A 26,546-nucleotide genomic window follows, 5' to 3' on the forward strand; every position below is an offset into this window, starting at 1 on the left:
TTCCGCGGCATCGCCGGTAGAAAATAGCCCGGATTTTCCGAAAAATCGACCGTTCTCCGCCGTTTGAGGTCGTTCCGGGCCTCAATTCACAGCTTTAAAGCCTTCTTCAGGCGCTCGTGATGGCCATAAATGTCCGGCAAACGCTTCAGTTCGCCGCGCCCGTTAACGATGGTCGTAAAATAGGTCAGGTGAACGGGGATGTGGTGGTCGAGTTCGATGCGCCGCTCGCCGCGCCCGAAGATGCTCTCGAGTCGCGCGGCGTTCCATCCGGTCCCGGCCAGCAGCACGTCGGCGAGTTCGAGCGGGTCCTGGACGCGCACGCAGCCATGGCTGAAGGCGCGCCGGTTGCGCTTGAACAGGGTCTTCGACGGCGTGTCGTGCAGGTAGATGGAGTATTTGTTCGGGAACATGAACTTCAGCCGGCCGAGCGCGTTGCGGGCGCTCGGACGCTGGCGGATGCGGATGTTCCTGAGGCTCGCCGCCGACCATTCCACGGAATAGGGGCTGACGACGCGGCCGCGATAGACCACCTCGTAGCCGCGGCGGGCGAAATAGGCGCCAGGATTGGCGCGGATGCTCGGCAGCATCTCCTTGGTGGCGATCGAATAGGGCACGTTCCAGTACGGGTTGACGACGATGTGCTCCATCTCGTCGGAGAACACCGGCGTCTGGTTGTGCACCTTGCCGACGACGACGCGGGCGCGGTGGACGACGCGGCCGTTGTCGACGACCCGGACCAGGAATTCCGGAATGTTGACGTAGACGTGGTTGCGGCCGAGATCGCGCGGCAGCCAGCGCCAGATCTCCATGTCGGTGACGATGTCGGCGATCGGATCGGACGCGGTCGTGCCGTTCAGCGCAGCGACCGTGCGCGGCCCGAGAATGCCGTCCGACGTCAGCCGGTGCTCCTCCTGGAAGCGGCGCAGGGCCGCATCGACGTCTTCGTCGAACGTGTTTGCATCGCCCGTCGCCTCGGCGAGGTCGAGGTGCTTGCGCAGGAGCGGCACGCGCGGGTCGGTGTCGCCGAGGCGGGCATTGCCGCCGGCGGGAAGCGGGTCCGGCCGCTCGGCTGTGGCCTCGTCGCGCTTGCGGCGCAGTTCGGCGAGCTTGGCGCGCAGGCGCCGGTAGCCTTCGTGGGGCGGGTTGTAGCCCTGCAGCGTGCGGCCGGGATCGTCGGCTTCGGCGAGCCGTTTCAGCACCTCTATCGGGTCGGGGCGCACCGGGCGCTGCTTGATGTAGCCGGAGATCTCCTGGGGATCGATGCGGCCGGCCTCGGCATCCTCGGCATAGGTGAGGGCGGCCAGCGCGACGGCGACCTCCAGGCGGGCGGCCTTTTGCGGCGTGGTACCGGCAACGGCGCCCGGGTCGGCCTCGGGCACCTTGTAGGCGGCAGGGTCGAGACCGTCCTCGTCGGCATGGGCGAGCCGGTCGAGAAGGTCGAGGCCGCGCTCCGTCAGCGCGCCATCTTTCGTCCAGGCCGGCTGCCAGTTGCGGTCGGCGTAGAAGGCCTTCAGGGCCGCGATGTGGCGCTTGTCGTCGAAGGTGAGGGCGCCGGCGCTGCCGGAAAGGAGGAGGTGAAGGTCCTCGGCGACCGGATCGAGGCTCGGGCGGTGCGCGGCGAGTGCTTCGGCAAACGCTGCTTCCGGCTCGGCGCGCGCCCCGGCCGGGCTGCCGGCGGCGAGGCCGGCGGCGACAAGGGCGATGGCGAGGGCTCTCGATAGCGGCATGCGTGCGGTCACGTAGCGGCTCCCTTTGGAACGGGGTGTCGGTCGGCGACCGCGAGCGTTTCGCGGCCAGGGGCGGCTCGACAGGTCTCCCCTTAAAAAGGGGCTCCCGCAGCCGATTTCAATGAACAGTCGCGTGATCGGCCTATTCGGCCGCCTCGTCGTCGGCCGGTGCATCGAGGCCGTAGTCGCGCACCTTGCGATAGAGCGTCGAGCGGCCGATCTTCAGGCGCCGGGCCACTTCCGCCATGCGGCCGCGATAGTGGTCGAGGGCGATGCGGATGATATCGGCCTCGACCTCGTCGACCGGGCGGACATGGCCGGTGTCGTCGAGCGCGCGCAGGAACCCGAAGGGCGTCTGCCGCGAGGAATCGCCCGGGGCGGGCGCCGCCGGCGCATGCTGCGGCGGGACGGGCGCGGACGCCGCCGGCCGGGAGGGCTCGCTCGGCCCGCCATGTGCGGCGGCCGGCTCAAGGGAGGGCGAGCCGGTCGGCTGCGCGCTTCCTTGCGTCTGGTAAGCGATCTGCGGGAACTCGTCCTCCGTCAGGCATTCGCCGTCGCACAGGACGACGGCGCGGAAGACGGCGTTCTCGAGCTGGCGGATGTTGCCCGGCCACTCATAGGCCATCAGCATCTGCATGGCGGCGGGGGAGACGGAGTTGACGTAGCGCTTGCCTTCCTCGGCCGCAAAGCGGGCGATGAAGTGCTGGACCAGCTTCGGAATGTCCTCGCGGCGATCGCGCAGCGGCGGGATCCAGATCGGGAAGACGTTGAGCCGGTAATAGAGGTCCTCGCGGAACCGGCCCTCCTTGACGAGATCCAGCAGCCGCCGGTTGGTGGCGGAGATCAGCCGGAAGTCGACGGTGACCGGGCGCCGGGCGCCGATCGGGTCGATCTCGCCCTCCTGCAGGGCGCGCAGGAGCTTGACCTGGACCTCGGCCGGCAGTTCGCCGACCTCGTCGAGGAAGAGCGTGCCGCCGTTCGCTTCCTGGAACTTGCCGATATGCTTGTCGACGGCGCCGGTGAAGGCGCCCTTCTCGTGGCCGAAGAGGATCGATTCGACGAGATTGTCCGGGATGGCGCCGCAGTTGACGGTGACGAACGGGCGCGCGGCGCGCTCGCTGGAGCCCTGGATGGCGCGGGCGACCATTTCCTTGCCGACGCCGGACTCGCCCTCGATCAGGATCGGGATGTTGGAGGTCGCCGCGCGCTCGCCGAGCCGGATCACCCGCTCCATGGGCGGGCTCGAGGTGACGATATCGGAAAAGGTCAGGGTTCCGGACCTGAACCGCTTGATGCGGCTGACCTCGCCCTCAAGGGCGGTCACCTTGAGGGCGTTGCGGATCGAGACTTCCAGGCGCTCCGGCGAGACCGGCTTGACGACGAAGTCGTAGGCGCCGGCGCGCATGGAGCCGACGACGGTGTCGATGCCGCCCTGGCCGGTCTGCACGATCACCGGGATGGTGATGCCGGCTTCGCGCATGCGGGTCAGCACCCCCATGCCGTCGAGGTCGGGCATGACGATGTCCAGCACGACGACGCCGATGTCGGCGGCGTCCGGCCCGTTGAGGACCGCCAGCGCCTGCTCGCCGCCGTCTGCCACGACGGCGCCGAAGCCGAAGCGCTTGACCGCTTCCTCCAGGAGCCTGCGTTGCACGGGATCGTCGTCGACGATGAGGATGCGTTTGGTCATGGGTCGCGGTCCGGATCGCGCGTCTCCTGGCCTAGAAGACGCTGGATAAATCGGCTCCGCCGTGTGCGGACGCCTGTCTCATTTCGGGTCATCATGGAGGGAACGGGTTAATAAACGCCTGCTCCGGACTTTATTTGCACCGACCTTGCGATATTTGCTCACAAAGGCGGGGCGCGGCCGTTGAACCCGCCCCCCGCGACACGATATGAAACCCGTCCCGCCCGGCGCCGCGCGCCGCTGATGCCCTAGCAAAGAGACCGCCGATGACCGCCTTTTCCACCGATGCCGCCACAGGGTTTCCCGGAGTTTTCCACAACGCCGTCCACAGCCCGGACGACGGGGGCGCGGTGGCGGCCAGCGATCTCGGGGCGCTGCCGGAATGGGACCTCAGCGATCTCTACGACGGGCCGCAGTCCGATGCCGTCAAGCGCGATTTGACGCGGGCGAAGGCAGATGGCGAGGCGTTCGAGAAGACGCGCAAGGGGCGGCTTGCCGGTTATCTTGCCCCGGGCGGGGATGTGGGTCAGCTCGTTGCCGCGATCCGCGAATACGAGGAGCTGCAGGAGCTGCTCGGCCGGCTGATGTCCTATGCGAGCCTCTTGTACTCGGGCCAGACCACCGATCCGGCGCGGGCGAAGTTCTATGGCGATGTGCAGGAAAAGGTGACCGCGGCGAGCGTCCATCTCTTGTTCTTCGAGCTGGAGCTCAACCGGGTCGAGGATGCGGCGATCGAGGCAGGCTTCAAGGACGAGGGCCTGGCCCACTACCGGCCGTGGATCGAGGACATCCGCAAGGAAAAGCCCTACCAGCTCGAGGACGACATCGAGCGGCTGTTCCACGAAAAGTCGGTGACCGGGGCGGGCGCCTGGAACCGGCTGTTCGACGAGACCATGGCCGGGCTGTCGTTCCAGACCGCTTCCGGCGAACTGGGCCTTGAGGCGACCCTCAACCTCCTGCAGGATCCGGACGAGGAAAAGCGCAAGGACGCGGCCGAGGCATTGGCTCAGACCTTCTCGGAGAACCTTCGCACCTTTACCCTGATCACCAACACGCTCTCCAAGGACAAGGAGATCTCCGACCGCTGGCGCGGTTTCGGCGATGTCGCCGACTCCCGGCACCTGGCCAACCGGGTCGAGCCGGAGGTGGTCGCGGCCCTCGTCGATGCCGTCACCGGCGCCTATCCGAAGCTCTCGCACCGCTACTACGCCATGAAGGCGCGCTGGCTGGGCATGGACAAGCTCGCCCATTGGGACCGCAACGCGCCGCTGCCGAACACCGACCGGCGCAAGGTTTCCTGGGACGAGGCGTCAAAGACCGTGCTCGATGCCTATGGCGGCTTTTCGCCGAAGATGGCGGAGATCGCCGATACCTTTTTCAAGCGCAACTGGATCGACGCGCCGGTGCGCCCCGGCAAGGCGCCGGGCGCCTTTTCGCACCCGACCGTGCCGAGTGCGCACCCTTATGTGCTGCTCAACTACCAGGGCCGCACGCGGGACGTCATGACGCTCGCCCACGAACTCGGCCACGGCGTCCACCAGGTGCTGGCGGCGCCGCAGGGCGCGCTGATGGCGCCGACGCCGCTGACGCTCGCCGAGACCGCCAGCGTCTTCGGCGAGATGCTGACCTTCCAGGCGATGCTGAAGACGGCGGGAACGCCGGAGTTGCGCAAGATCATGCTCGCCCAGAAGGTCGAGGACATGATCAACACGGTGGTGCGCCAGATCGCCTTTTACGTGTTCGAGCGCCGGCTGCACGAGGCGCGCCGCGAGGGCGAACTGACCTCGGAAGAGATCGGCCGCATCTGGCTGGAGGTGCAGGGAGAGAGCCTCGGCCCGGCGGTGGAACTGAAAGAGGGCTACGAGACCTACTGGACCTATATCCCGCACTTCATCCACGTGCCCTTCTACGTCTACGCCTATGCCTTCGGCGACTGCCTCGTCAATTCGCTCTACGCGGTCTACGAGGAGGCCGAAACCGGCTTCCAGGAGAAGTATTTCGACATGCTAAAAGCCGGCGGCACCAAGCACCACTCGGAGCTGCTGGCGCCGTTCGGGCTCGATGCCTCCGACCCGGCCTTCTGGCAGAAGGGACTGGGGGTGATTTCGCGGATGATTGATGAGTTGGAGGGGATGGAGTGAGGGACGCGTTAGATGAGCGGGGCACATGCGGCAGGGCCTTTGCCTGAGCGCGCCTTATGGTGTTTCGTGCACAGGTTACAATTTTAGCGATTATTCCGTCTGAATCGTAAGATCCTTTTGCTCAGAATTGCGCCATGGGCACCGTGGCGCAATTTCGCGAGAAACACCGGGATCGGCGTCGGAAAGAACGCCGGTCGGGCGGGCTGGCGACGGCGGCAACGTTCGCAGTCGGTGTCGTCGTCGGCCTTTTGGTGATGAGCGAAAAAGACGCCGTCTTGCCGCTGCTGACGTCCGTTTCGCAGTCCTTTGCCGCGCTCGCCACCTGCAACATCAAGGGCAATGTCAGCTACAATACCGGCGAGCGCATTTTCCACGTCCCGGGCCAAAAATTTTACCATCAGACGGTGATCTCGCCGTCGCGCGGGGAGCGCTGGTTCTGCACCGAGAACGAAGCCTGGGCCGCCGGCTGGCGAAGGGCGCGGCGGTAGGCGGGGGTTATTGCGGCAGGTCCCTCACGAATCGACGCCCACAGCCAAACGCACGCCCGTCTCTTTCTGCAAATGACCGGTTTCCGCGGCGAGCTTTTCGAAGCCGACCGTCGCGTTGACACAGGTGCGTAGAACGGCTTTGCCGGTGTCGACATTGCCGGAGATCAGCAGATCGACCGCTTCGGCCAGCAGAGCGGCGCGAAAAGCCGGATCGCATCCGGCGCGGACCTTCACCGTTTCGGTGAACTCCCGGGCTAATGCGGACATTGTTCTTCTCTCTTGCCTTGTCTGCAATTCTGCCAGCGAGTTTTGGCTGCGTCGATACTCTTCTGTCGATGTGGCGAACGGCCAACAATCGCCGCAAACATGACCCTCATCACACTCCTTCGTTCGCGTGGCTCCCATGTTGGCAAGGTCGCGGGAAACGCGGCGTGCGCTGTCCCCGGCGCATCTAACGAAGGAGAAGGACAATGAAACGCGCATTTCTTTCCGGACTGGCACTGGCGGCGCTGCTGGCGACGTTCCACGGCCCCGCGAATGCACATCCCATCACACCGCCGGCCACGGCATATCTCGCTCATGCCGATACCGCGGAGGTGGTCAAGGTCGGCTGGCGGGCCAAGCGCCGCCACACCAAGCGGTTCCGCTACAATCGGCGGAACCGCGGCCACGGCTACGGCCGTTTCCGCGGCGGTCGCCGGGCGTCGAGGTTGGGGCCCTATGTGCATCCCGGCGTCGCCTCGATGCTGATCCGGCGTCGCCAGTGCCTCGATGCGCTGTTCCCGGCGAGCGATCCCGCCTGCCGGTGACGATGCCCAATGATGGCCATTGGCGGGCGACGACGTCGCTGGTCGCCTCGGGCGCTCGTCCCGGGGCGCCCGTCCGCATGGGAAGGCTTTCCGCGGGCGCTTTCCAGCAAAGCCTTCTCCCGAGCCGGCCCCGCTCGGGCTGACGCCGATCGGCCTCGAGGGAGACTGCCGAGATCGACGATTGCCTTGCTTGCCCTCACCGGTTGCTGCTCCCGCAATCGCTCCAAACATGACCTCCATCACACTCCTTCGTCTGACCTGGCCCCATGTTGAAAGGGTCGCGGACGGCTGCGGCCTGCGCTCCCGAAAGCGCACCCAACCAAGAACGAAGGAGACGACCCATGAGACGCACATTTCTTTCCGGACTGGCACTGGCGGCGCTGCTGGCGGCGGCCCACGGCCCCGCGAGCGCGCATCCCATCATCCCGCCGGGCGCGGCATATCTCGCCCATGCCGACGAGGCCCATGTGGTCAAGGTCGGCTGGCGGGCAAAGCGCCGCCACGCCAAGCGGTTCCGCTACAATCGCCGGCACCGCGGCCACGGCTATGGCCGTTTTCGCGGCGGTGGTCGGTCGTCGAGGATGGGCCCCTACGTGATGCCGGGCGTTGCCTCGATGATCAAGCAAAGATGCCGCCCGAGGCGCGAAGAGCTCCTCCCGGGCGGCCCGCGCGGCTGCAATTGACCGGGACCACGTCCTACTTGCCTCCAAATCGCCCGACGACCGGTCGGGCGATTTGTCGTTGCGGCATCGCGGGCGCCGGTCAGCGCGACATTGCCAGGTCTTGCCCTCCTGCTCCGTCCCGCCTAAACCGCTGCCATGCGTGCATTCCTCCACAAGCCCTATCTCACCACCAAGCCCTTCTCGATCGGGCTGAAGCCGATCGGGCCGGAGGCGATTGTCGAGACCGACGATCGCGTCGCGCGGGACCTTGCCGAGAAGGAGGCGTTGTTTGCCGCGGACGAGGCGGCGGTGTTCCGGGCCGAGCAGGGAACCGGCGCGGCACAGGCGGAAATCCTGAAGGTCGTGCTCGCCTCGGCGACGGACCAACGGCCGGACCTTTACGAGCTCGACCGGGAGGGCGTGACGGTGGCCCCGGCTGCCCGCCGCTATCGCTTCTCCGACTTCTCCGATGCGCCTCTGAAACTCGCCGCCCTCCTCGTCCAGGAAGACCTCTGCCTGATGCGCAAGGGCGACGACGGCTGGCGGCTGGCGGCCGCCGCGGTCTGTTTCCCCTCGTCCTGGCAGCTCGAAGAGAAATTCGCCAAGCCGATGGGCGCGATCCACGATCCTGTGCCGGGCTTTGCCGGGCGCATGCTGACGGTGGTGGAGCGCATCTTCGACAATCTGGCGCCAGGCAGTGCCGTGGAGCGCCACAACTGGTCGCTCTACACCGACACTAGGCTCCGGCATGCCGAGCCGCACGAGGAGGACATGGCGGCGCTGACGCCGGCCGAACTGGCCGAGAGACTGGCGGTGCGCGTGGAACGCCAGACGCTGATGCGGCTGCCGGAGACGAGCGATATCCTGTTCACGATCCGCATCCATGTGGACCCGGTGGAAACCATCCGCGCGCATCCGGACCGGGAAAAGATCGCATTGGCGCTCGCCGGGCAGCTTGCCGCGATGACGCCGGACCAGCTCCGCTACAAGGGGCTGACCCGCGCCGCGCCGGCGATCGGTGCGCTGCTGTCCGACATCGCCGGGGTACCGCAACCGGCCTGAGGCCGGCTGTCTTGCAGGTACCGCTCGCAAAAATCTCTGGACAGGCACCGCCGGCCCGCGTCAAGGATGGCGCCGCGTCCCGGTCGCTTCCCACGGCCCGATCCGGCGCCCCGACCTTTCGAAAGCAACACCCATGGGCTTTTTGGCCTTTGCCGTCGCCAATCTGCGCTGGCTCTTTGCCGGCTTCCTGCTGACCTTTGCCTCAAGCTTCGGCCAGACCTTCTTCATTTCGCTGTTCGGCGGCGAGATCCGCGCCGAATACGGCCTCTCCCACGGCGATTTCGGCACGCTCTACATGGCGGCGACCCTGGCGAGCGCGGCAACGCTGCTCTGGGTCGGCAAGTTCGCCGACCACTCGCGGCTCGACCTCGTCAGCGGGCTTATCCTCGGCGGGCTGGCGGTCACCTGCCTGATGATGGCGCTGTCGCCCGGCATCGCCGTCCTTGCGGTCGCGCTCTTCGGCCTCAGGCTGTTCGGCCAGGGCATGCTCGACCATGTGGCGCTGACGGCGATGGCGCGCTGGTACAACCGGGAGCGGGGCCGGGCGATCGCCATTGCCGCCCTCGGCCATCCGGTCGGCGAGGCGATCTTTCCGGCGATCGGCGTGTTCCTGGCCGCCGCCATCGGCTGGCGCCAGACCTGGGTCGTCGCCTGTATTGCGCTGGCGCTGGCGGCGCCGCTTTCCATGGTCCTCTTCCGCCAGTCCCGGGTGCCGAAGACGCCGCTGCCGCCACGCCGCGAGGGCGAGGCGCCGGCGGAGGAGTGGACCCGTGCCCGGGTGCTGCGCGATCCGCTGTTCTGGATCCTGCTGCCGGGGCTGCTGGCGCCCGCCTTCATCGTCACCGGCGTCTTCTTCCACCAGGTGCATCTGGTCGAGACCAAGGGCTGGGAGCTTGCCTGGTTCGCGGCCGGCTACCCGTTCTTTGCCGCAACCTCGATCACCAGCGGCCTTGCCACCGGATGGATCATCGACCGCTGGTCCGCCAGACGCGCGCTGCCGGCCTATCTGTTGCCGATGGCGGGCGGCCTTCTGGTCCTTGCCTGGTCGCCGGAGCCGGGGCTGGCGCTCCTCTTCTTCGTGCTCGCCGGGCTCACGCAAGGGGGCAGCTCCGCGGTCCTCGGCGCGGTCTGGGCGGAACTTTACGGCAGCGCCCATATCGGCGCGATCCGTTCGGTGGCGGTTGCCGCGGCGGTGCTGTCGACGGCGCTCGCGCCGGGCCTGATGGGCTGGCTGATCGATCTCGGCGTTGCCATCGAGACGCAGCTCGTCGCCATGGCCGTCTATGCGGGGGCGGCGACCATCGTCTTTGCGCTGCTTTCCGGCGCGCTGCATCGCCGCGCCTGTTCAACGGGCGCCGAAGTGCCATATTAGGCGTGGATGAAACGCCGCCGGGCGGCGCGCGTCGACGATGTGTCAGTGAGTTTTTGCGACCACGATGAACGATAAGATCAAGGATACCGAAGCCAACCGCTTCAGCGGCCGGGTCCGGCGCTATGCCCGGGTCGGCACCAATATGGGCGGCCTTGCCGCGCGCATGGCCGGCACGCGCTTTTTCGGCGGCGATGCCGACCACGACCGTAACGCGACGGAACTGGCCGCAGCGCTCGGCGGGCTGAAGGGCCCGCTCATGAAGGTGGTGCAACTGCTCGCCACCATTCCCGATGCCGTACCTCCGGAATACGCAACGGAATTCGCCAAGCTGCAGGCCAACGCGCCGCCGATGGGCTGGGCCTTCGTCAAGCGGCGGATGACGGCCGAACTCGGGGCCGGCTGGCAGAAGCGCTTCGCCTCCTTCGAGCACGAGCCGGCCGCGGCCGCCTCGCTCGGCCAGGTGCACCGGGCGGTCCACACCGACGGGCGCAACCTTGCCTGCAAGCTGCAGTACCCGGACATGGAATCGGCGGTCGAAGCCGACCTCAACCAGCTCGGCATCATCTTTTCCCTCCACCGGCGCACCAAGCCGGCGATCGACACCCGTGAGATCGCCAAGGAGATCGGCGCCAGGGTGCGCGAGGAACTCGACTATTACCGGGAGGCGCGGCACACCAAGCTCTATGACGGCATCTTCGCCGACAACGATCAGGTGCGGGTGCCGGAGATCGTCGACGAATTGTCCACCAAGCGGCTGCTGACCATGACCTGGCTCGATGGCAGGCGGCTCCTGGAATACCGCGAGCACTCGCTGGAGGAGCGCAACATCGTCGCGGAGACCCTGTTCAAGGCGTGGTGGTATCCGTTCAGCCACTACGGCGTCATCCACGGCGATCCGCATCTCGGCAACTACACGGTGTTCGAGGAGGGCGGCCGGCCGGCCGGCATGAACCTCCTCGACTATGGCTGCATCCGCATCTTCCCGCCCGAGTTCATCAAGGGCGTCGTCGATCTCTACACCGGGCTTCGCGACAATGACGACGAGCGGGTGGTGCATGCCTATGAGCGCTGGGGCTTCAAGGGACTGACCAAGGACGTCATCGAGATCCTCAATGTCTGGGCGCGGTTCATCTACGGTCCGATCCTGACCGACCGCGTACGGACCATGGCCGACGGCGTCTCACCGTCCGAATACGGCCGCAAGGAAGCCTTCCAGGTGCACAAGGCGCTGAAGGAGCGGGGACCGGTGACGGTGCCACGGGAGTTCGTGTTCATGGACCGGGCGGCGATCGGCCTTGGCGGTGTGTTCCTGCATCTCGGCGCCGAGCTGAATTTCTACAAGCTCTTCAACGGCCAGATCGAGGACTTCGACATCGATGTGGTCGCCCGGCGCCAGCGCGAGGCGCTCGCCAGCACGGGGCTGTCGCTGGAGACGGTGGCGTCGCCGCAATAGCGAGGGGGACCGGACGGCGCTGCGCTTGCATGCGCCTTGGGTAATATGACCGGCCGGGTCTTTCGGCGTTGCACAACAAGTGCTATGCCTTCGATCGCATGGCGGTTCGAAAACTGTTGTGCGCCCGCGTTGCCGCAGGCGCATGCTTTGCTATAACAGCCCGGACGTACCTTGATTCAAAGGGAGGGGAGCATGAGCCAGACCAGCCAGCCGGCAACCGATTTCAACACCCACCACGAGACCTACGAGCGCTTCATGTCGCTGATCAAGGTCTCGGTCGCCAACATCTTCAGCATCCTTGTCGCCCTCGTCCTGTTCGCCTTCGGCGGGTCGTGGTCGGTCTGGACCGGGTCGCTGATCGTCTTTCTTGCGATCGTCACCGCGCTCATCGGCCTGTTCGCCGGCCCGCGCGGCTGGATACCCGGTGGCCTCGTCTTCGTTCTCGGGGTGGCGTTCGTCGTTCTTACCGTCGCTTAGTTCGGAACAATCATGAAAATTGCAGTCCCACTGGAAAGTGATCCGGTCGAGGCGCGCGTTGCGCTGACTCCGGAAACGGCCAAGCGTTTCGTCGGCCTCGGTGCCGAGGTGGTCGTTCAGAAGGGGGCCGGCGCGCTGTCGCGGTTTCCCGACGAAGCCTATGAAAAGGCCGGCGCCAAGCTGGCCAAGGACGCCAAGGCGACGCTCTCGGGCGCCGATGTCGTGCTCAAGGTGCGACGTCCGAATGCGGACGAGCTGAAGCTCATCAAGAAGGGAACGCTGGTCGTTGCGACCATGGATCCCTTCGGCCACGAGGACGACGTCAAGGCGATGGCCGAGGCGGGCATCACGGCCGTCACCATGGATTTCATGCCGCGCATCACCCGCGCCCAGGTCATGGACGTGCTGTCGAGCCAGGCGAACCTTGCCGGCTACCAGGCGGTGATCGACGCGGCCGAACTGTTCGACCGCGCCATGCCGATGATGATGACGGCAGCCGGCACGGTGTCGGCGGCCAAGGTCTTCGTCATGGGCGCCGGCGTTGCCGGCCTGCAGGCGATCGCCACCGCCAAGCGGCTCGGCGCCATCGTCTCGGCGACCGACGTTCGCCCGGCGGCCAAGGAACAGGTCGAATCCCTCGGCGGCAGGTTCGTCGCCGTGGAGGACGAGGAGTTCAAGGAAGCCGAGACGGCCGGCGGCTACGCCAAGGAGATGTCCGACGACTACAAGAAGAAGCAGGCGGAACTCGTCGCTTCGCACATCGCCAAGCAGGACATCGTCATCACCACGGCGCTGATTCCCGGACGCCCGGCACCCAAGCTCGTCACCAAGGACATGCTTGCCTCCATGCAGCCCGGCTCGATCGTCATCGATCTCGCCGTGGAGCGCGGCGGCAACGTGGAAGGTTCGGTTGCCGGCGAGGTCGCCACCGTCGGCGACGTCAAGGTCGCCGGCTATCTCAACGTGCCCGGCCGCATCGCCGCCACCGCCTCGCTGCTCTACGCCAAGAACCTCTATGCCTTCGTCGAGACGCTGATCGACAAGGAGGCCAAGGCGCTTGCCGTCGACTGGGAGGACGAGCTCGTCAAGGCGACGGTCCTGACCCGCGACGGTTCCATCGTTCACCCGGCATTCGCCGGTTAAGGGGGACTTCACTCATGGCTAATCTTACCCCGGCCGAAGCGCTCGAACGCGCGCGCGCTGCGGCCGATGCCGCCGCCCAGTCCGCACGGGAGGCCACCGACGCGGCCGCGGCCGCCCAGTCCTATGTCGACCAGGTCGGCGATGCCGCGGGCGCGGCCGTCCACGCCGCCACCGGCGGCGCCATCGACCCGTTCGTGTTCCGGCTGGCGATCTTCGTGCTCGCCATCTTCGTCGGCTACTACGTGGTCTGGTCGGTGACCCCGGCGCTGCATACGCCGCTGATGTCGGTCACCAACGCCATCTCCAGCGTCATCGTCGTCGGTGCGCTCTTGGCCGTCGGCGTCGACATGGTCGGCGAGGGCGGTACCTGGGCCCGGGTGCTCGGCTTCATCGCGCTGGTCTTTGCCAGCGTCAACATCTTTGGCGGCTTCCTGGTCACCCAGCGCATGCTCGCCATGTACAAGAAAAAAAGCTGAGGGGGCTGATTAGATGTCCGCAAGCATCACGGCTCTTCTCTATCTCGTCGCCGGCGTGCTGTTCATTCTGGCGCTGCGCGGCCTGTCGCATCCGGTAACCTCCCGGCAGGGCAACCTGTTCGGCATGATCGGCATGGCCATCGCCATCATCACGACGCTGTTCGTGGCGTCGCCGGCGGCCGATGCCTGGTTCCTGATCATCATCGCGATTGCCATCGGCGGCGGCATCGGTGCGTTCACCGCCAAGAAGATCCCGATGACGGCGATGCCGCAGCTCGTTGCCGCCTTCCACTCGCTGGTCGGCATGGCCGCGGTGCTGGTGGCGGCCGGAGCGCTCTATGCGCCCGACGCCTTCGGCATCGGCTCTCCGGGCCATATCCACGGGGCGAGCCTCGTGGAAATGTCGCTCGGTGTCGCCATCGGCGCCATCACCTTCACCGGCTCCGTCATCGCCTTTTTGAAGCTCGACGGGCGGATGAGCGGCGCGCCGATCCTGCTGCCGTCGCGGCACGTCATCAATGCCGGCCTGTTCGCCCTGATCGTCATCCTGATCATCTGGTTCGTCGGCTCGGAAAACCACACCGCGTTCTGGCTGATCACGCTGGCCGCACTGGTCTTCGGCGGCCTGATCATCGTTCCGATCGGCGGCGCCGACATGCCGGTGGTGGTCTCCATGCTCAACTCCTATTCGGGGTGGGCGGCGGCCGGCATCGGCTTCACCCTCGGCAACACGGCGCTGATCATCACCGGCGCACTGGTCGGCTCGTCGGGTGCGATCCTCTCGTACATCATGTGCAAGGGCATGAACCGGTCCTTCATCTCCGTCATTCTCGGCGGCTTCGGCGGCGAGACGGCGGCGGCGGGCGAGGACACCGGCGACAAGGTCGTCAAGCGCGGCTCTGCCGAGGACGCGGCCTACATCATGAAGAATGCCGGCAAGGTCATCATCGTCCCCGGCTACGGCATGGCGGTCGCCCAGGCCCAGCATGCGCTTCGGGAAATGGCCGATGCGCTGAAGCACGAGGGCGTTGAGGTCAAATACGCGATCCATCCGGTCGCCGGCCGCATGCCCGGCCACATGAACGTGCTCCTGGCCGAAGCCAACGTGCCGTACGACGAGGTCTTCGAGCTGGAAGACATCAACTCGGAGTTCAGCCAGGCGGATGTCGCCTATGTCATCGGCGCCAACGACGTCACCAACCCGGCGGCCGAGGACGATCCGTCCTCGCCGATCTACGGCATGCCCGTCCTGCATGTCTGGAACGCCGGCACGGTGATGTTCTCCAAGCGCTCGCTGGCGTCCGGCTATGCCGGCATCGACAACCCGCTGTTCTACCGCGACAACACCATGATGCTGCTCGGCGACGCCAAGAAGATGGTCGAAGGCATCGTCAAGTCGATGGAAGCCTAGAACAGGCGATCCGCAAGAGAGATTGGATAGGGCGTCTGCCGACCGGCAGGCGTCCTTTTCTTGTTTGCAGGTCCTTCACGACATCCTGAAGCGGCTTGATGCGCGCTGCGCCTCGTGTGCGGATAGGCTGGCCTCTTCCAGATCGATGCGGAGGAAGGCGTTATGGCGTGGATGTCCGGTAGGATCGCGATTGCCGTTCTGGCGCTCGGCCTTGCCGCGGTGCCGACGCTGTCGCAGCAGAGCGCGCCTTTACGCCAGGAGATCGCCGTTGGCGGGGCGACGCTGTCGGTTGCCTATCGCGGCGACTTCAGCCTTCCTGAGGCGGCCCTTGCCGCCTGGATCCGACGCTCGGCCGAGGTCATTGCCGGCTACTACGGGCGGTTCCCGGTCGATCACGTGCGGCTCGACGTCATCGGCGTTGACGGGACCGGTGTCAGGTCCGGCAAGGCGTTCGGCGACCGCGGCGCCTATCTGCGCGTCATGGTCGGCGAGGCGAGCGACGTCGCCGATCTGAAGAAGGACTGGATCATGGTGCACGAGATGGTGCACCTGGCGCTGCCGCGCATGCCTCGACGCCACGACTGGCTGGCCGAGGGGCTCGCGGTCTATGTGGAGTCCATTGCGCGGATGCAGGCCGGCGATCTCGACCGCACCCAGGTCTGGGGCGAGTTCGTGACGCGCATGCCGCACGGCCTGCCGAAGGCCGGCGACCACGGCCTCGACAACACGCCGACCTGGGGCCGGACCTATTGGGGCGGGGCGATCTTCGCGCTCGTCGCCGATACGCAGATCCGCAAGCGGACGAACGGCGCCAGAAGCCTCAGGGACGCCCTTCGCGGCGTGCTGACGTCGGGCGGCGATTTCACGGATTTCTGGCCCATCGAGCGTACGCTCGCGGCGGCCGATGCGGCGACCGGCACGGACGTGCTGATGACGCTCTACAGGGACTGGCGGTCAACGCCCGTCGATCCGGACCTCGACCGTCTCTGGAAATCGCTCGGCGTTACGCATTTGAGCGGGCGCATCGCCTTCGACGAGGATGCGCCTCTGGCCGCCATGCGCCGGTCGATGGAGACCGGAGAGGCGTGCGAGGTCGTTGCGTGTTGAGCTACGTCCGCGTGCGCGAGTAGGTGGCGCCGAGGCGGCCGAGGCCTTCGCGGGCGGTCTTGTTGGTGGCTTCCAGGGCGATTGCCCGGTTATAGGAGCCGATCGCCTCGTTCTTGTGGCCAAGCTCTTCCAGAGCGACGCCGCGATTGGCCCAGGCACTGGCGGTCTTGCGATCGTATTCCAGCGACCAGTTGAAGTCTTCCAGCGCCGCCTTGGCGTTGCCCTGGGCAAGATACGAGACGCCGCGGCCGTTATAGGGGGCAGGGGCCTTCGGATCGAGGCCGATGGCGCGCGAGAAGTCGTCGACCGCCTTGTTGTGCTGGTTGCGGGCCTGGTAGATCAGCGCCCGGTTATGATAGGCGCGCGGATCCGACGGGTTCAGCCGGATCGCGTTGTTGTAGTCGTTGAGGGCAAGGCCCGGCTGGTTATGCTGGCGGTAGATGTTGCCGCGCGCCACATAGGCCGAATCGTAGTTCGGATTGATCGACAGGGCGCGGTTGTAGTCGGCGAGCGCCAGGTCCATGCGGCCCATGTTGCGGTAGACGAGGGCTCGGTTGGCGTAGGCCTGGTAATAGGACGGGTCGAGTTCGACGGCGCGGGTGAAGTCCTGGATCGCCTGTTCGGACTTGTTGGCCTTGCCGAAGGCGGTGCCGCGCATGTTGTAGGCGTGCGGATCGCGCGGGTTGGCTTCCAGCACCGCGCTCAGCGACGCGATATTTTCCTTGGAGCCAGTATAGGGGTCGAGCTCGCTGGCCGTCGGCCCGGAAACGGAATCGACCTGGCAGCCGGCAAGGCCAACGGCGAGAATTGCCGCGGCAAGGCTGCCGGCGCGGAACGTTCTCAACCCGGTGACGGGATACCTCATGACATTTTCCCGCGCTGTTTTCATGGAAAACATTTAACACACGTCGCTTTTTGGGAATACCCGTGCGGGACAAAGGCCTTTCGGCGACTGGACCGTCGATTTTCGGGTGGCGCCTTCATGGCGGGCAGCGAAAAGGCGCCGCAGCATTGCGGCGCCAATCCGGTCGGTGTCTCAAAGGGCGTTGCCGCCGGCTGCCGCGGCGCCGGAGCCACGCGAGCCGGCCTGCGGACCTCGTCGCCTAGCTGCGCGGCGCCTTGCCCGGCAGCAGGCCTTCGCGCTGTGCCCGCTTGCGGGCGATCTTGCGTGCGCGCCGGACGGCCTCGGCCTTTTCGCGGGCCTTCTTCTCGGACGGCTTCTCGTAGTGGCCGCGAAGCTTCATTTCGCGGAAGATGCCCTCGCGCTGCATCTTCTTCTTCAGCGCCTTCAGCGCCTGATCGACGTTGTTGTCGCGGACGAGTACCTGCACGCGTCAAATCCCGTGTTCGTTTCCGTGTGATCTTGCCGGGAATCCGCCGCTAAGGGGCGACAACTCCCTTGGCGCCGCTGTCGCGTCGCAAATGTGGCGCCGTCTTTAACAGAATCAACAAGGGTTGTCCACGTCAAAGCGGCCGTTTCGGAGAGGTTCCAAAACGGCCGTTTGGCGAGGCCAAACGGTTCACGTGACCCATCTTGCGTCCGGGGCGCGTTTCGCCCTTTCCGTACAGATGGAGCCGGGCACCCGGTTCGGCAAGGATGTCGGCCCAGCGCTCCGCATCGGCGCCGATCAGGTTCTCCATCTCGACCTCAGAAACGAGCCGCGGGATGGCGAGCGGCCAGCCGGCGATCGCCCGGACATGCTGCTCGAACTGGGAGACCGCGCAGGCATCCTCGGTCCAGTGGCCGGAATTGTGGACCCGGGGCGCAAGCTCGTTGACGAAGAGGGTCTCCGCATCGCCGTCGCGGACGACGAAGAGCTCCACGGCAAGGACACCGACATGGTCGAGGGCGCCGGCGATGCGCCGGGCAATGTCGGCGGCCTTCGCGGCGGTTTCCGGGGCGATCGGGGCGGGCACCCTGGAGAATTTCAGGATGTGGTTTTCGTGGCGGTTGTCGGCGATGTCGAAGACGGCTGTCTCGCCGTCGACGCCGCGGGCGACGATGGCCGAGCATTCCAGCGCGAAGGGCACGACGGCCTCCAGGATCGCCGGCGCCTTGCCGATGGCCTCCCAGGCATCCGCCGCTTCCCCCGCGGTGCGGATCATCGTCTGGCCCTTGCCGTCATAGCCGAAACGGCGGGTCTTCAGGATCGCCGGTGTGCCGATCTCGCCGAGTGCCTTTTCCAGCTCGTCCAGGCTGTCGACCTTGCGGAACGCGGCCGTTGCGATGCCGGCATCGGACAGGAAGGCCTTTTCGGTCAGCCGGTCCTGGCAGACGCGCAGGGATTCCGGCGAGGGGCGCACGGGCACACGGGCGGCAAGCACGGCGGCGGTGGTGTCCGGCACGTTCTCGAACTCGTAGGTGACGACGTCGACGGCTTCGGCAAAGGCGGCCAGCGCCGCTTCGTCCTCATAGGGCGCGCAGGTGCTTGCGGCTGCGACCTCGAAGGCCGGCGAGGCGGCGTCCGGGCAATAGACGTGGCATTTGAGGCCGAGGCGGGCGGCCGCCATGGCGATCATGCGGCCGAGCTGGCCGCCGCCGAGGATGCCGATGGTGTCGCCGGGGGAAAGTCGCGCCATTGCCGGCTCAGTCCTCGTCGCTCGGGGTCTCGGCGATCGCCTCGGTCTGGCGCGCGCGCCAGGCGTCGAGCCGTTCGGCAAGGGCCGCGTCGGTGAGCGCCAGCACGCTTGCGGCCATCAGCGCGGCATTGACGGCGCCGGAGCGGCCGATGGCCAGTGTTCCGACCGGCACGCCGGCCGGCATCTGGACGATCGAATAGAGGCTGTCGATGCCCTTCATGGTGCGCGATTCGATCGGCACCCCGAACACCGGCAGCGGCGTCATCGACGCCGTCATGCCGGGCAGGTGGGCGGCGCCGCCGGCACCGGCGATCACCACCTTGTGGCCGCGGTCGCGGGCGCCCTTGGCGAAGTCGTAGAGCCGGTCGGGCGTGCGATGGGCGGAGACGATCCGCGCCTCGAAGGCGATGCCGAGCGCATCGAGGGTCTCGGCGGCATGGCGCATGGTCGGCCAGTCGGACTGGCTGCCCATGATGATGGCGACCGGAGCGGCCGGTGACGGCATTGGATTACCTTTCGGCTATGGGCCGGATGCCGGGCCGCGCGCCGGCGCCGGGTTGGAAAGCCGGGGATTATAGGGACGGAGTGCGGCGGTGCAAGGCGGCGATTCGCGGTTGTCGGACGGCGCTATCGAGGGTGTATGCACTGCACGCAACTCGCCCGAAGCGCGAGCCTGGGCCCTGCGACGTTATTGCCGGGAAACATTTACCCGCCGGATTCTTTAATAAACACTGCATATTACCGCGTTGCTGAAAAAACGCTAATGCGCTCCCTGGTTGCATCGCTAAGATTTTACTGTTCCAAGTGAGGAAATCGTAATGGCGGCCGTACTATCAGGCCTTAATCTTGTTGCGCCGGATTGCGGTAAACGCGAAAGAGAGCGCCATGGAAGACCAGCATGTGCAAAACGCCGTACGGGCCGGCGACGAGGTGGTTTTGATCCACCCGTCAGAGGTCGGCCCGACTGCGATAAACGACGTCCTTTTGCGGACCCTCGCGCCGGAGGCCCGGCAGATCGTCCATGCCTTCGAGCATCTGATCTACACGCTCGACTGCCGCATCAAGGACCTGGAAGGCAAGCTCGACGAGGACGAACTCACCGGCGTCTTCAATCGGCGCGGATTCATGCGGGAGCTGGAACGCGCCAAGGCCTTCAGCGGCCGCTACGGGGTGTCGGCGACGCTCGTCTTCTTCGACGTCGACCGGTTCAAGACGATCAACGACCGGTTCGGTCACCGGGTCGGCGATGCGGCACTGCGCCATGTGGCGCGGCTTCTCCTGGAAAACGTCCGCGACTCCGATCTCGTCGGCAGGCTGAGCGGCGACGAATTCGCCATGCTGCTGTGGAACACGGTACCCGCAGAGGCGGCAAAGCGCGTCAGGGACCTCGTTACGTTCGTTGAGGAAAACCCGCTCTGCGACTTCGGAACGCCGATCCCGCTGCACCTGTCGTCCGGCATCGCGCCGCTGGAGACGAAGGGCGGTTGCGAGACCGTTCTGGACGAGGCCGATGCGGCGATGTACCGCGACAAGAGACGTCGCCGCGAGGCCTATACCCGGGCCGTTTTCGCCTCAGGCGATGATGTCCGGTAGGGTGTCGTCCTCGAGCTGGCTGATCCTGTCCTTCAGCACCAGCTTGCGCTTCTTCAGCCGCTGAACCTGCAAGTGATCGGCCCGGGCATTGGCGACCATCGCCTCGATGGCGGTATCCAGGTCCCGGTGCTCTTCGCGCAGCCGCGCCAGTTCTGCTTCCGCTGCAGCTTTTTCTTCGACGTCCAACGGCGCAACCTCACCGTTCAGATGCGGGGGCGGGGACCCTCCGGCGATCATTTTTAAACTGTAATTTCACGACGATAGCACGGTGTTGCCGGGCACCGGAAGCGCGTCTTCAGGGTATACGCCGCAAGCATCCCAAAAAGGGGTGATTCGGGGGCTTGGAGGGGACTTTTTTTTCGACAGACCGGTTCCCATATGTCACACTTGTGTTGTCAAACTTGGGATAGAAGGAGGCTTTTCGACATGTCTCAGAATGCCGCTCTCGTTAACCTCGAAGAACAGCATCACGCGCTGGAACGGGAAATCGAAGAGGAACTGGCCCATCCGGGGTATGACGATCTCCACGTAGCCGAGTTGAAGCGCAAGAAGCTGCTCCTGAAGGACGAGATTTTGCGCATCCGAACATCCTGAGATCAGCTTCTGTAACGGTCACGTCAAGCACGTTCCAGAAATCCGCGAGTAGGGCCTAGACGCCAAGACTTAAGGTTCTGCTCGCGGCGCCATCCGTATCAATCGCCGGTCTGCCTTTTCGTTCGACCGGCCCCCGCCGCCGCCAGTCCGTGCGGTCTCGGCGGCTATCCCATCTCACGTTCCCGAAATCCGCGGTCTTGCGGGCCCTTTCCGGGCCGCGCCGGCGCTCAAGACTGCGCCGACTGCCGCAAGGAGCGGGCGTTCCGGACGACGTTTGCCGTCCGCACCGGCCTCAGCCATAGGGCGGCTGTTGCGGCGGTTCCGTCTCGTCTTCCTCGTAGATTTCCGAGCGCGCGGCCCAGTGCGCCCAGGCGCTGGCGACCGCAAGGGCGATGCCGCACGCCCAGGCCCATTCCTCGGGCACGTGGAACTTCATGAAATCCCCGAAGATCAGCGCCGGCACCAGCGTGACGACCGCCAGGTACAGCCAGAAGAACCAGCGGGTCTTGTAGAGAAGGCTCATCAGGCCGACGAAAACGACGATGCCGGCGATGGCGGACGGCAGCCAGGGCAGGCCCGCGAAGCGCTTGGCGGCCCAGGCGGCAAGCGCGCCGATGACGACGAATTCCGCGATCAGAAGCCAGCCGGGCAGGTTGAATTCCTTGTGGGTCTTCGGGCGCCCGCCATCCGGGCCGTAGCCGCCGCCCGAAGGGGGCACGATCGACATTTTTTCAAAGCTCCTGTCGGTTGCCCGAGCCGGAAGCGCAAAAGCGCGGTCGCGGTACGGGGCGCCATAATCCGTCTCGTCAGTAACGGTCCCATGATGGGCGGGGGACCGGGCCCTGTTCAAGGCCACAAAAGGGCGCTGCCGGCGCGCGGGTCAAAGATCCTTGGCCTGCTCGCGCAGCACGTATTTCTGGATCTTGCCGGTCGAGGTCTTCGGCAGGTCCGTGAACTGGACGTGGCGCGGCACCTTGAAGTGGGCGAGGTTCTCCCGGCAATAGGCGATGACCTCGTCGGGGGTGATCTCCGCGCCGGGACGCAGCTCCAGGAAGGCGCACGGGGTCTCGCCCCACTTGTCGTCCGGCTTGGCGACGACGGCGGCGGCGGCGATCGCCGGGTGCTTGTAGAGCACGTCCTCCACCTCGATGGAGGAGATGTTCTCGCCGCCGGAGATGATGATGTCCTTGGAGCGGTCCTTGAGCTGGATGTAGCCGTCCGGATGCAGGACGCCGAGGTCGCCGGAATGGAACCAGCCGCCGCGGAACGCGGCATCGGTCGCCGTCGGGTTCTTCAGATAGCCCTTCATGACGAGGTTGCCGCGGAACATGACCTCGCCGATGGTCTCGCCGTCGGCCGGCACCTTTTCCATGGTCTCCGGGTTCATCACCGTGAGGTCTTCCAGCGCCGCGTAGCGCACGCCCTGGCGCGCCTTCCTGGCCGCGCGGGCGGGGCCCTCGAGCGCCTGCCACTCGTCCTTCCAGTCGTTGACGACGGCGGGGCCGTAGGTTTCCGTCAGGCCGTAGAGGTGGGTGACGTTGAAGCCGTTGTCGCCCATGGCGGCGAGCACCGCCTCGGGCGGCGGCGCGGCGGCGGTCATGAACTCCACGGTATGGTCGAGGTCGCGCTTTTCCTCTGCCGGGGCGTTGAGGATGGTGGACATGACGATCGGCGCGCCGCACAGATGGGTGACCCTGTGCTCGGCGATCGCCTTCCAGATCGCCTCCGGCCGCACCCAGCGCAGGCAGACATGGGTGCCGGCGACGACCGACAGCGACCAGGTGAAGCACCAGCCGTTGCAGTGGAACATCGGCAGGGTCCAGAGATAGACCGGGTGCTTGCCCATCGCCGCCGTCACCACGTTGCCGTTGGCGAGCAGCGAGGCGCCGCGGTGGTGGTAGACGACGCCCTTGGGGTTGCCGGTGGTGCCGGAGGTGTAGTTGAGCGAGATCGCGTTCCACTCGTCTTCCGGCATCGGCCAGTCGAATTCCGGATCGCCCTCGGCGAGAAGTTCCTCGTAGTCCAGCTCCCCGAGGCGCTCGCCCGTCTGCTGGAACTCCGGGTCGTCATAGTCGATGACGAGGGGCTTGACCTTTTCCGTCAGGGCCAGCGCTTCCTTGACGGTCGCCGAATACTCCCGGTCGACAATCAGCACCCTGGTCTCGGCGTGGTCGAGGGAAAAGGCGATGATCTTGGCGTCGAGCCTTGTGTTGAGCGTGTTGACGACGGCGCCGTTCGCCATCGCCACCCCGTAATGGGCCTCCAGCATCGGCGGCGTGTTGGCGAGCATGACGGAGACGGTGTCGCCCTTGCCGATGCCGCGCTTTGCCAGCGCCGAGCCGAGCCGCCGGCAGCGGGCGTAGAACTCGGCATAGGTGGTGCGGCTCTCGCCGTGGATGATCGCGACATGGTCCGGGAAGACCAGGGCGGAGCGCTGCAACAGCGTCAGCGGCGTCAGCGGCTGGTAGTTCGCGGGGGTTTTTTCCAGATGAAGATCGTATTGGCTTGGCTGTTCCGTCACGGCGGTTTCCTCGTCCCTGGTCGCGCATCGCGTTGAGCCGGATCGCTCGGGTCCGGGTCTTTTTGCGCGCGTCATGCCGCCGCCGTTTGCGGCAGCGGCGATTGATTTTTCGCAAGACCTAAGACCAAATCGCGGCGGTCCGCAACTGCGCTTTACCGGAGGGCGATTTCGGAAACGCCATCCCAGATCAGCTTGCACGAGACCAGGAACACCGCCGAATAGATGATGCGGTAGAACGGCTTCATGGGGATGCGCTTGACCAGCCAGACGCCGCTCATGACGCCGATCGGGGCGAGCGGCAACAGCACGGCCGATGTCGTCAGGTTCTGGGTGGAAAACTGGCCAAGGGCGAAATAGGGGACGAGCTTGACCGCGTTGACGGAGGCGAAAAAGATTGCCGAGGTGCCGGCGAACAGCACCGGCTCCAGCTTCAGCGGCAAGGCGTACATCTGGAACGGCGGGCCGCCGGCGTGGCTGACGAAGCTGGTGAAGCCGGCAACCGTCCCCCAGAAGCCGCCCTTGGCGATGTTGTGTTCGGCCGGCGCCCGCTCGCCCTTGCGCTTCAGCAGGTAGTCGAGGGTGAACCACAGGCCGATGGTGCCGACGATGAGCCGGACATGGGCGGCGGTGATCATCGCCGCCGTCAGCCAGCCGATGGTGACGCCGATGACGCCGGCCGGCACGAGGATGGCGATGGTCTTCTTGTCGAAGCGGCGCCGGTAGGCGGTCAGCGCCACGATGTCCATGGCGACCAGGATCGGCAGCATGATGCCGGCGGCCTGAAGCGGCGGGATGACAAGGGCCATCAGCGGCGTGCCGAGGAGGGCGAAGGAGCCGCCGAAACCGCCTTTCGACAGGCCGACGAGGAGTACGGCCGGCACCGCGGCCCAGTAGAACATCGGGTCTGTGATCATGGTGGTCACATCGACGGCAGATCGGGCCTCGCGTCAAGCATCCAACAGGCGATGGCGTCGGTGGGACGCACGTCTCCTGTCGCCATGCGGGCTGTGACAGCAACGCTTCGCCACCGCTTTCGGACGCCTGGCGCACGCTCGCGGGTCATTTTTCGGCCATAAGCGGCGTTGCTTAGTCGGAAAGTCGTAACATCGCCGACTTGCATTTGTCCGTTGAATTTGCCCAATTTGCCGGAAACCTGCAGTTGGGAGAAACGCGCCATGGCGAGCCGGTATCAGGATGTCTACGAGGGCTGGAAGAACGACCCGGACGGGTTCTGGGGGAACGCGGCCGAGGAGATCGACTGGTTCACGCCCTACGACAAGGTGTTCGATGCCGACAGCGGCGCCTATGGCCGCTGGTTTCCCGGCGCCACCTGCAACACCTGCTACAACTGCCTCGACCGCCATGTGGAGCGCGGCCGCCCCGGCCAGCCGGCGCTGATCTACGATTCCCCGATCACCGGCAGGAAAGCCTCCTACACCTACGCCGAACTGCTCGACCGGGTGAAGGCGATGTCCGCCGTCCTGATCGACAACGGCATCCAGAAGGGCGACCGGGTCATCATCTACATGCCGATGATCCCCGAGGCGGTGATGGCGATGCTCGCCTGCGCCCGCATCGGCGCCGTCCACTCCGTGGTGTTCGGCGGCTTTGCCTCCAAGGAGCTGGCGACGCGCATCGACGACGCCAAGCCGACGGCGATCATCTCGGCGTCCTGCGGCATCGAGCCGGGCCGGGTCATTGCCTACAAGCCGCTGCTCGACGGCGCCATCGATTTTTCCACCCACAAGCCCTCCAAATGCTTCATCGTCCAGCGCGAGGAAGTGGAGGCGCGGCTCAACGGCGAGCGCGACGTCGACATGCTCGCCGCCATGGACGAGGCGCTGTCTTCGGGCCGCGACGTGCCGTGTGTGCCGGTCGCCTCGACCGATCCGCTCTACATCCTCTACACCTCCGGAACGACCGGCCAGCCGAAGGGCGTCGTGCGCGACAATGGCGGCCACATGGTGGCGCTGAAATGGTCGATGAACGCGATCTACGGCATCGATCCGGGCGAGGTGTTCTGGGCCGCCTCCGACGTCGGCTGGGTGGTCGGCCATTCCTACATCGTCTATGCGCCGCTCCTGCACGGCTGCACCACCGTCGTCTTCGAAGGCAAGCCGGTCGGCACGCCCGATGCCGGCGTGTTCTGGCGGGTGATCGCCGAGCACAACGTCGCCGTGCTCTTCACCGCGCCGACGGCATTTCGCGCCATCAAGCGCGACGATCCGAAGGGCACGCTCATCGCCGACTACGATCTCGGCACGTTCCGGACCCTGTTCCTGGCCGGCGAGCGCGCCGATCCGGACACCATCCAGTGGGCCGAGGAGCACCTGAAGGTGCCGGTGATCGACCACTGGTGGCAGACGGAAACGGCCTGGGCGATCGCCGCCAATCCGGTCGGCCTCGGCATGCTGCCGGTGGTCTACGGCTCGCCGACGGTGGCGATGCCCGGCTACGACGTGCAGATCCTCGACGATGCCGGCCATCCGGTCTCTGCGGGCACCCTCGGCAATATCGTCGTCAAGCTGCCGCTGCCGCCGGCCTGCCTGCCGACGCTGTGGGAGAACGACCAGCGCTTCAAGGAGAGCTACCTCACCGAGTTCCCCGGCTACTACAAGACGGCCGACGCCGGCTACATGGACGAGAACGGCTATCTCTTCATCATGGCGCGCACCGACGACATCATCAACGTCGCCGGCCACCGGCTTTCCACCGGCGGCATGGAAGAGGTGCTGGCGAGCCATCCGGACGTTGCCGAATGCGCCGTCATCGGCATCCACGACCAGCTTAAGGGCCAGGCGCCGTGCGGCTTCGTGGTGCTGAAGTCCGGCGTCGACCGCGACTATGAGGTGATCGAGAAGGAACTGGTCGCCCTGGTGCGCGAGAAGATCGGTCCCGTCGCCGCCTTCAAGATCGCGGTCACCGTCGACCGGCTGCCGAAGACGCGCTCCGGCAAGATCCTGCGCGGCACCATGCGCCAGATCGCCGACGGCGAGGAATACAAGATGCCGGCGACCATCGACGATCCGGCGATCCTCGACGAGATCATGGAAGCCTTGAAAGAGCACGGCGTCGGCTGAGCCGGCCGTTCTCCTGTCGATCTGGCGCGGGCGCCGGCGGAATGGCCGGCGCCCTTTCCATGGACGGGTTCTGAAAGCGGAATTTTTGCTGCCGGGATTTTCCCTTGTCCCGCCAAGGGCCTGGGCGCGAACGGTTTTAGAATCGCTACAATAATTTTTCGCC

The 26,546-nt window shown here is 66.1% G+C and carries 26 protein-coding genes; 15 read left to right on the forward strand and 11 right to left on the reverse strand.

What is annotated here, in order from left to right; genetic code table 11:
• Window positions 1-86: 86 nt before the first annotated feature.
• Both CH339_RS03175 and CH339_RS03180 read right to left on the reverse strand, forming a co-directional pair.
• Entirely contained in the window at window positions 87-1,739 is a 1,653-nt protein-coding gene (locus tag CH339_RS03175) for a L,D-transpeptidase family protein (protein WP_146610104.1), read from the reverse strand.
• A 130-nt stretch (window positions 1,740-1,869) separates the two neighbouring features.
• Window positions 1,870-3,417, reverse strand: a complete 1,548-nt coding sequence (locus tag CH339_RS03180) for a sigma-54-dependent transcriptional regulator (protein ID WP_111432837.1) — start codon at window positions 3,415-3,417, stop codon at window positions 1,870-1,872.
• 263 nt (window positions 3,418-3,680) lie between these two features.
• Between CH339_RS03180 and CH339_RS03185 the strand changes: the two genes are divergently transcribed.
• On the forward strand, window positions 3,681-5,555 hold the full coding sequence (locus CH339_RS03185; protein ID WP_111432838.1) for a M3 family oligoendopeptidase: 1,875 nt from the start codon (window positions 3,681-3,683) through the stop codon (window positions 5,553-5,555).
• 134 nt (window positions 5,556-5,689) lie between these two features.
• A complete protein-coding gene (locus CH339_RS03190; protein ID WP_111432839.1) occupies window positions 5,690-6,043 on the forward strand; it encodes a sunset domain-containing protein in 354 nt (117 codons plus the stop codon).
• Window positions 6,044-6,067: 24 nt separating this feature from the next.
• Here the strand turns inward: CH339_RS03190 and CH339_RS03195 are convergent, their stop codons facing one another.
• A complete protein-coding gene (locus CH339_RS03195) occupies window positions 6,068-6,310 on the reverse strand; it encodes a hypothetical protein (protein ID WP_111432840.1) in 243 nt (80 codons plus the stop codon).
• A 203-nt stretch (window positions 6,311-6,513) separates the two neighbouring features.
• Here CH339_RS03195 and CH339_RS03200 point away from each other — a divergent pair, with 203 nt between their 5' ends.
• The 10 genes from CH339_RS03200 (at window position 6,514) to CH339_RS03245 (ending at window position 16,015) form a co-directional block, all read left to right on the forward strand.
• On the forward strand, window positions 6,514-6,852 hold the full coding sequence (locus CH339_RS03200) for a hypothetical protein (RefSeq protein ID WP_111432841.1): 339 nt from the start codon (window positions 6,514-6,516) through the stop codon (window positions 6,850-6,852).
• A 341-nt stretch (window positions 6,853-7,193) separates the two neighbouring features.
• Entirely contained in the window at window positions 7,194-7,535 is a 342-nt protein-coding gene (locus tag CH339_RS03205; protein WP_111432842.1) for a hypothetical protein, read from the forward strand.
• 135 nt (window positions 7,536-7,670) lie between these two features.
• Complete coding sequence (locus CH339_RS03210; RefSeq protein WP_111432843.1) at window positions 7,671-8,576, forward strand: heme-dependent oxidative N-demethylase family protein; 906 nt, start codon at window positions 7,671-7,673, stop codon at window positions 8,574-8,576.
• 133 nt (window positions 8,577-8,709) lie between these two features.
• On the forward strand, window positions 8,710-9,948 hold the full coding sequence (locus CH339_RS03215) for an MFS transporter (RefSeq protein WP_111432844.1): 1,239 nt from the start codon (window positions 8,710-8,712) through the stop codon (window positions 9,946-9,948).
• 64 nt (window positions 9,949-10,012) lie between these two features.
• Window positions 10,013-11,401: an ABC1 kinase family protein gene (locus CH339_RS03220; protein ID WP_111432845.1), complete on the forward strand. Its 1,389-nt coding sequence runs from the start codon at window positions 10,013-10,015 to the stop codon at window positions 11,399-11,401.
• A gap of 192 nt (window positions 11,402-11,593) precedes the next feature.
• The gene (locus CH339_RS03225) at window positions 11,594-11,878 is read left to right on the forward strand and encodes a hypothetical protein (RefSeq protein ID WP_111432846.1); all 285 of its coding nucleotides are present in this window, start codon (window positions 11,594-11,596) and stop codon (window positions 11,876-11,878) included.
• 12 nt (window positions 11,879-11,890) lie between these two features.
• On the forward strand, window positions 11,891-13,021 hold the full coding sequence (locus tag CH339_RS03230) for a Re/Si-specific NAD(P)(+) transhydrogenase subunit alpha (RefSeq protein ID WP_111432847.1): 1,131 nt from the start codon (window positions 11,891-11,893) through the stop codon (window positions 13,019-13,021).
• A gap of 14 nt (window positions 13,022-13,035) precedes the next feature.
• Window positions 13,036-13,497, forward strand: a complete 462-nt coding sequence (locus CH339_RS03235) for a proton-translocating transhydrogenase family protein (protein ID WP_111432848.1) — start codon at window positions 13,036-13,038, stop codon at window positions 13,495-13,497.
• A gap of 13 nt (window positions 13,498-13,510) precedes the next feature.
• Entirely contained in the window at window positions 13,511-14,908 is a 1,398-nt protein-coding gene (locus tag CH339_RS03240) for an NAD(P)(+) transhydrogenase (Re/Si-specific) subunit beta (RefSeq protein WP_111432849.1), read from the forward strand.
• 162 nt (window positions 14,909-15,070) lie between these two features.
• Entirely contained in the window at window positions 15,071-16,015 is a 945-nt protein-coding gene (locus tag CH339_RS03245; RefSeq protein ID WP_111432850.1) for a hypothetical protein, read from the forward strand.
• A gap of 1 nt (window position 16,016) precedes the next feature.
• Here CH339_RS03245 and CH339_RS03250 read toward each other — a convergent pair whose 3' ends face one another.
• From CH339_RS03250 to purE, 4 genes are all read right to left on the reverse strand, one after another.
• A complete protein-coding gene (locus tag CH339_RS03250; protein WP_111432937.1) occupies window positions 16,017-16,880 on the reverse strand; it encodes a tetratricopeptide repeat protein in 864 nt (287 codons plus the stop codon).
• A gap of 238 nt (window positions 16,881-17,118) precedes the next feature.
• The gene (gene rpsU / locus CH339_RS03255) at window positions 17,119-17,346 is read right to left on the reverse strand and encodes a 30S ribosomal protein S21 (RefSeq protein WP_111432851.1); all 228 of its coding nucleotides are present in this window, start codon (window positions 17,344-17,346) and stop codon (window positions 17,119-17,121) included.
• Between the two features lie 133 nt (window positions 17,347-17,479).
• Entirely contained in the window at window positions 17,480-18,595 is a 1,116-nt protein-coding gene (locus tag CH339_RS03260) for a 5-(carboxyamino)imidazole ribonucleotide synthase (RefSeq protein WP_111432852.1), read from the reverse strand.
• 7 nt (window positions 18,596-18,602) lie between these two features.
• Complete coding sequence (purE, locus tag CH339_RS03265; RefSeq protein ID WP_111432853.1) at window positions 18,603-19,100, reverse strand: 5-(carboxyamino)imidazole ribonucleotide mutase; 498 nt, start codon at window positions 19,098-19,100, stop codon at window positions 18,603-18,605.
• Between the two features lie 380 nt (window positions 19,101-19,480).
• Between purE and CH339_RS03270 the strand changes: the two genes are divergently transcribed.
• Entirely contained in the window at window positions 19,481-20,188 is a 708-nt protein-coding gene (locus tag CH339_RS03270; protein WP_111432854.1) for a GGDEF domain-containing protein, read from the forward strand.
• Here the strand turns inward: CH339_RS03270 and CH339_RS03275 are convergent.
• The gene (locus CH339_RS03275) at window positions 20,168-20,425 is read right to left on the reverse strand and encodes a YdcH family protein (protein WP_111432855.1); all 258 of its coding nucleotides are present in this window, start codon (window positions 20,423-20,425) and stop codon (window positions 20,168-20,170) included. The genes CH339_RS03270 and CH339_RS03275 overlap by 21 nt on opposite strands.
• A gap of 189 nt (window positions 20,426-20,614) precedes the next feature.
• Here CH339_RS03275 and CH339_RS03280 point away from each other — a divergent pair, with 189 nt between their 5' ends.
• Window positions 20,615-20,782, forward strand: a complete 168-nt coding sequence (locus CH339_RS03280; protein WP_111432856.1) for a DUF465 domain-containing protein — start codon at window positions 20,615-20,617, stop codon at window positions 20,780-20,782.
• Window positions 20,783-21,074: 292 nt separating this feature from the next.
• On the opposite strand, the gene CH339_RS03285 is transcribed toward CH339_RS03280, so the two are convergent.
• The 3 genes from CH339_RS03285 to CH339_RS03295 all read right to left on the reverse strand — a co-directional run bounded on the left by CH339_RS03285 (window position 21,075) and on the right by CH339_RS03295 (window position 24,217).
• The gene (locus tag CH339_RS03285; RefSeq protein ID WP_111432857.1) at window positions 21,075-21,509 is read right to left on the reverse strand and encodes a hypothetical protein; all 435 of its coding nucleotides are present in this window, start codon (window positions 21,507-21,509) and stop codon (window positions 21,075-21,077) included.
• A gap of 153 nt (window positions 21,510-21,662) precedes the next feature.
• A complete protein-coding gene (locus CH339_RS03290; protein ID WP_245408093.1) occupies window positions 21,663-23,303 on the reverse strand; it encodes an acyl-CoA synthetase in 1,641 nt (546 codons plus the stop codon).
• A gap of 152 nt (window positions 23,304-23,455) precedes the next feature.
• Window positions 23,456-24,217, reverse strand: coding sequence for a sulfite exporter TauE/SafE family protein (locus CH339_RS03295; RefSeq protein WP_111432859.1), 762 nt, complete (start codon window positions 24,215-24,217; stop codon window positions 23,456-23,458).
• A gap of 261 nt (window positions 24,218-24,478) precedes the next feature.
• Here CH339_RS03295 and CH339_RS03300 point away from each other — a divergent pair, with 261 nt between their 5' ends.
• On the forward strand, window positions 24,479-26,383 hold the full coding sequence (locus CH339_RS03300; RefSeq protein WP_111432860.1) for a propionyl-CoA synthetase: 1,905 nt from the start codon (window positions 24,479-24,481) through the stop codon (window positions 26,381-26,383).
• Window positions 26,384-26,546: the final 163 nt, after the last annotated feature.

This window comes from Rhodobium orientis, assembly GCF_003258835.1.
GTDB classification, from domain to species: domain Bacteria; phylum Pseudomonadota; class Alphaproteobacteria; order Rhizobiales; family Rhodobiaceae; genus Rhodobium; species Rhodobium orientis.